Genomic DNA, 5,366 nt, shown 5'->3' on the forward strand with positions numbered 1-5,366 from the left:
AAAGCAGCAAAGACGGCAGCTGGTGACAATGTTTTCAATATGCGTGATTTCAACTTTTCCCCTGAGAACACGCCTGCAATTAATATCTCAACACAAAGTGAAACAATTGAAGATGGCTATGATTATGGAGTAAGGCGGCGTGTTTTAACGCTAGATGTTGAATGTTATGCGACATGTGAAGATGGAGCACGTTTTGTTGACCAATTAGCATGGGAAGTGGAGGAAATTTTCTACGCTAATCCCAATCTTAACAACACCGTTGAGACATGCCGCCTGCAAAATATTGCTTTTGCCTTTGGCGATAATGGCGCCCTAGCGCTCCATGGTGCGATTTTAACCTTTGAAGTCATTTATGTGACCAACATCCCCAACATGGATGAAGAAGAAGGCAGTGTAACAGCAAGAATCGTTGAACCTTTCTTAAGCTTTGAACCAGAAACAGGGGTGAGGAATAAAGATAAATACCATAAAATTGAAGGTGGACATGTTAGAGCGGCGCGATAAAGAAATCACAGATCTAAAGAGACGTGTGGCCAATATGGTTGTGGTGGGGAAGATTAGCCATGTCGACCATAAAAACGCACGCTATCGGATAACAAGTGGCAATCTTGTCAGTGACTGGATTCCAGACACACAAGCCCGCGCCGGTAAAACACGCTCTTATGAAGGGCGTGATATTGGAGAGCAAGTGATTGTTGTTTCATCATCAGGGGATTTATCACAAGGGGTGATTGTTGGTTCACTTCATACAGATGCTAATCAAGCAGCCGATAAAGGCAGCATTCACCGAACGATATATCCTGATGGAACCAGCCTTGAATATGATGATGAACAAAACACTTATGGAATTCATATCAAATCAGGGGGAAAATTTATCCTGACAATCGCTGATGGTGTGTCACTAAAAGGTGAAGGTGGCAAGCTAGAGCTTACCGCGCCAGATGGCATAAAGATTGTTTCAGAAAGCGATATAAATTTAAACGCAAAAGGCAACATCTCTTTGAAGGCTGGTGATGGCATTTCACTGAATTCGAATGATAGTCTCTCTCTTCATTCTGGAAATAATGTTTCCATTCATTCAAGTGGACTAAAGCATAATGGCACCAATATTGGAAACAGTCATGTTCATGGTGGTGTTTCCCCTGGTGGCTCGATGACAGGAGGTCCCAATTGAACAGTGGAATGGACCGTACAACAGGAAAGCCATTGACCGGCATTGATCATTTACGCCAATCAATCCTTGATATTTTGTCAACGCGGATTGGTTCGCGTGTAATGCGTCGTGATTATGGTTCACGTGTTGCAGAACTCATTGATGCTCCAGTGAATAATGCTTTTGCTGTTGCTCTTTATGCTGCTGTTGCTGAGGCTTTAGACAAGTGGGAACCGCGTTTTAAATTGAAAAAAATTGATTTTAAATGGAGTGAGGCTGGGCAAGTTTCTTTGTCCTTTGAAGGCATTTATTTGCCTTCAGGCAAGCCCATTACCATGGAAGGATTATTGATAAAATGAATGGAGCACTTGCAAAACCCGAAATCATCACAGAACTTTCTTTTGAGGAAATACGCGCTGCTGCTCTTGCCCATTTAAAAGAGCTTTTGCCTGAATATACCATTCTTGAAAGTGATCCGGCCGTAAAAGTCATTGAGGCTTTTAGCTATCGAGAACTGCTTTTAAGACAGCGTATTAACGAAGCGGCACGCAACAACATTCTTGATTTTGCAAGCGGTGAATCTCTTGATGCTTTGGGAAACTGGCATGGTCTTGCCCGCATGGAGGGTGAAAGTGACGAGAGATATCGTGAACGCATAGAGCTTCATGCCCGTGGTGGCAATGGTAGCGGGACAGAGCCCTATTACAAGCTTATAGCCTTAACAGCAGATAGTCGTGTTAAGGATGCGATTGTTTACCGTAAAGGCAAAGATCCAACCATTTATGTTGCTCTTTTTGGCAACAATGAAGAAGGAACGGCATCTGAAGATCTCATACAAATAGTTTCAGAAGCTCTTCACAGAAAAAATATCATCATGACCAATGATACAATCATTGTTCACGCTGCTGTCAAAAAAGTGCTGGATTTAGAAGCAGATGTTTGGCTGTTACCAGAAACATCTTTAAAAATTCTCACAACAATGGAAACAAATTTAAGAGCAGCATGGAGACAAGAACAAGCCATTGGTCGTGAATTAAGTTTGTCGTGGTGGATTTCAAAATTAATGATTACTGGTGTCCAAAAAGTGATCGCCATTACACCAACACAAGACAGTATGGTTTGTGATGAAGAAGTTTTATCGATTGGAAAAATCACCTTAAACTTCAAAGGGCGTGCGCGCTAATGGTTGGTTCCCTCCTCCCCACACATGCAACAGAATTTGAAAAGCGCCTTGCCAATGCTTGCGACTTTCATCAAGATGTTGATGGTTCTGTTTTGGGGATTTCACGTTCTAAACTGATCACACGCCCTCCCCGTTTCTTGCCGTGGTTGATTGAAGAATACGGGCTTGGAGAGCTTACGCCTTATGTTCCAAACCTCTATGATTTGATTGATCAAGGGCTTCAATGGCAGCGGATACGTGGCTCACTTGCGGCAATAGAGATGGGGCTTGAATGGCTCCAGATTTCGGCACGCTTTCAACCCGCATGGACGGGGCGAGCATGGTGGAATTCCTTTCAACTTGATTTTGATCACTTGCCTGAACGGAAAAGCCTTGAAGCCATTGAAGCAATCACCGACCTTTCAAAAAGTTTGCGCTCTGATTTTCGTCGTGGTGTTTATGGTTATGATGTGCAAGCTGTTGAATGCAATATGTCACGCCTTGATGACAGCATGTTGGAGTATGAAAGCGGTGTTCGCTTAACAGCTGGGGGTACTTTGTTTTCCTTTGGGCGCACAACAGAGATAGAGCACGTTCTCTTAAGAGAAGAAGGCAGGCTTATTGGCAATTGGATAGATGATGCGGATGAAGAGTTAAGCTGGGAACAAATCGATTATCCATGGGATATGGCAAATTTTCCGTGGTGTTCGGTCAAAAAACATGAACGCGATATACTGATGGCAGAGTGGTTTCATGGTCGCACGCTTTATCTCGTGTTAAGAGACAGCCAAGATGGTGTGATTGGGTTTCGAAGATGCTATGCTGTAGCGCCTGTCGAACAGGTTTTAGAGGGTGTTTACAACCATTCAGGCAATCACTATCAGCCCTCCCCGAGGGGCACGGCGCTTCTTGTTGCAGCCCGTACAGATTTTCACGATGTTGACCGCAAACAAGCAGCATTTGTTTCTGTTCTCGTTCATGCTACCCCTGCAGAAAACATAGCGGTTGGCAAGCTTTGGTTGGAGCTTGATGAACTCAATGGCGGTGTCGAGATACTCAAAACGCCCATTAATATTCCTTTGCGTGCCGATGTTCGCGAACAATTCAAGATTTTATTGAGGTTTTAATATGAAGCATGAAAGTGGTTTACCCTTTGCAATTGACAGATCTCGCGGCAAAGAGGAACAACAAAGTGTTGTCTTTTACGGCACGCGTCCGTTTATTCAAAGTGGTGAACTGAATGAAGTTCAAACCATTATAAGGGGACGGCATGACCGTTTGGGGCGCCTTGTGGCACAAGAAGGAGACCGCGTTGAACGGGCTGATGCTTTTGTCAACAAAAAGACAAGGACCGTAACGTTAACGGAGGGCAAGATTTATATCGCAGGCGATATTTTCCCCGTTGCACCTGCTGTACTCAACAATGTTGCCATGATTGGGCGCTTGGAAATTGGTGTGAAGCTACAAAAAAAATGGGTGACATATGAGGATGATCCAGAGCTGTTGGGGCAAGTCCCTGGCACATTGGCAGAAGGAGAAGTAGGCGCCGCACGCGAAACAGCAAAGCTTGTTTGGGCACTGAAAGAGGATGCGCAAAGTGGCACTTTCTTTCCCGTTTATATCTTACAAGATGGTGTTCTGATTGATCAAAAATCCCCATCACTGCTTGAACCCGCCATGCAAGCTATTGCGACGTATGACCGTGCCCATGGGCATTATATCGTGAGTGGCTGCCGTGTGAGCGCATTGGGAGCCAATAACAGTTGCCAAGTCTTTAGTATTCAAGAAGGAGAAGCCAATATCAATGGCTTTAAACGCAAACGCCTTGCTGCTTTGCGCCATGAAGAGACGGAAGACTTTTCGACAAGCGTTGTTCCAAGCGAAACGCATATTTTTGCGCCTCCAAAAGGGAAAACAAGTTTTACCTTTAAACCCTATTATTTTCCTATTGCCGATATTCAGTCTCTTTTATTGACAAAAGAAAAAACCGTTAACGTCACCCGTGGTGCAGTTGCTTCGGGGCGTGATGGTGTTCCTGATAAAAGCATCACCGCGTTTATTAAAGTTGTTCAAGGAAGCAAGGAATTTAAAGAAGGCACAGATTTTAAAAAAACCGGAGACACCATTGATTGGGCACCCGTGGGAGACGAACCTTTACCGGGGAGCAGCTATAAGGTGACTTATCGTTATCGCGCAAAAATCACGGCTGATAAAGTAACAGCGCAGGAAATTACCATCTCAGGTGGGGCGCAAGGTGGTGATATTATCGTCAGTTACACTTACAAATTGCCCCGCATTGACCGTATAGGACTGAACACAGGGGGCAATGTGGTTTACATCAAAGGTATCTCGGCAGATCACCCCATGGCACCGAGTGTCCCTGATGATGTGTTGTCCCTTGCAACGATCACCAACAATTGGCTTGAAACGCCGGTTGTTGTCAATGATGGCACACGTGTTGCCCCCTATGATGAGATGTGGCGCTATTTTCAACGGGTGCTCTCCCTTGACCGTCTCATGCAGTTAGAGCGCATTAAAAGCAATGTGGACTCTAAAGAACCTGTCGCCAAAAAAGGCATGTTCGCTGATCCCTTTCTTGATGACTCTTACAGAGATGAAGGCTTTCAACAAACGGGGGCTGTAGGCAACGGCATTTTGCAGCTTGCTATTGACCCAACATTCTATACCGCTCCTTTAAAAGCGCCTGTCACGCTTGACTGGACAAATGAAGTGATCATTGCGCAAGAGTTGACAACGGCTTGCGAAAAAATCAACCCCTATCAAAATTTTGCACCCCTGCCTGGTACAGTAACCCTTGAACCCGCGACAGACTTCTGGCACGAACAGCGCACCGATTGGCTCTCTGGCGTCACCAATCAGATCATTATGGGAAAACATCGCGGCAGTACCATACGTAGAACAGAAGTAAGCGATAATTTCATCAACACACACCAAGAACAAATCGACTTTTTAAGACAAATTACCCTTCACTTTAAAATTGAAGGCTTTGGCAGTAGCGAAATCTTGGAAAGTCTTACCTTTGATGGTGTG

Annotated in this window: 6 protein-coding genes; all 6 read left to right on the plus strand. The window is 44.7% G+C overall.

The window, feature by feature from the left end; all coding sequences use genetic code 11:
• A partial coding sequence (locus tag ACFIKR_RS08550; RefSeq protein ID WP_375659554.1) for a hypothetical protein occupies window positions 1–504 on the plus strand: 504 nt, incomplete at its 5' end.
• Window positions 485–1,174, plus strand: a complete 690-nt coding sequence (locus tag ACFIKR_RS08555) for a phage baseplate assembly protein V (RefSeq protein WP_375659555.1) — start codon at window positions 485–487, stop codon at window positions 1,172–1,174. The genes ACFIKR_RS08550 and ACFIKR_RS08555, both read left to right, overlap by 20 nt.
• Window positions 1,171–1,512: a GPW/gp25 family protein gene (locus tag ACFIKR_RS08560; RefSeq protein ID WP_041581347.1), complete on the plus strand. Its 342-nt coding sequence runs from the start codon at window positions 1,171–1,173 to the stop codon at window positions 1,510–1,512. Before ACFIKR_RS08555 ends, ACFIKR_RS08560 begins: the two co-directional genes overlap by 4 nt.
• Window positions 1,509–2,336, plus strand: a complete 828-nt coding sequence (locus ACFIKR_RS08565) for a baseplate J/gp47 family protein (RefSeq protein WP_375659556.1) — start codon at window positions 1,509–1,511, stop codon at window positions 2,334–2,336. The genes ACFIKR_RS08560 and ACFIKR_RS08565 overlap by 4 nt, the downstream gene beginning before the upstream one ends.
• Window positions 2,336–3,442, plus strand: coding sequence for a phage tail protein (locus tag ACFIKR_RS08570; RefSeq protein ID WP_375659557.1), 1,107 nt, complete (start codon window positions 2,336–2,338; stop codon window positions 3,440–3,442). The genes ACFIKR_RS08565 and ACFIKR_RS08570 overlap by 1 nt, the downstream gene beginning before the upstream one ends.
• 1 nt (window position 3,443) lies before the next feature.
• Window positions 3,444–5,366, plus strand: a 1,923-nt coding sequence (locus ACFIKR_RS08575; protein WP_375659558.1) for a DUF4815 domain-containing protein, incomplete at its 3' end; no start/stop codon positions are given.

The sequence above is a fragment of the Bartonella sp. MR30HLJHH genome (assembly GCF_042194195.1).
Classification (GTDB): Bacteria; Pseudomonadota; Alphaproteobacteria; order Rhizobiales; family Rhizobiaceae; genus Bartonella; species Bartonella grahamii.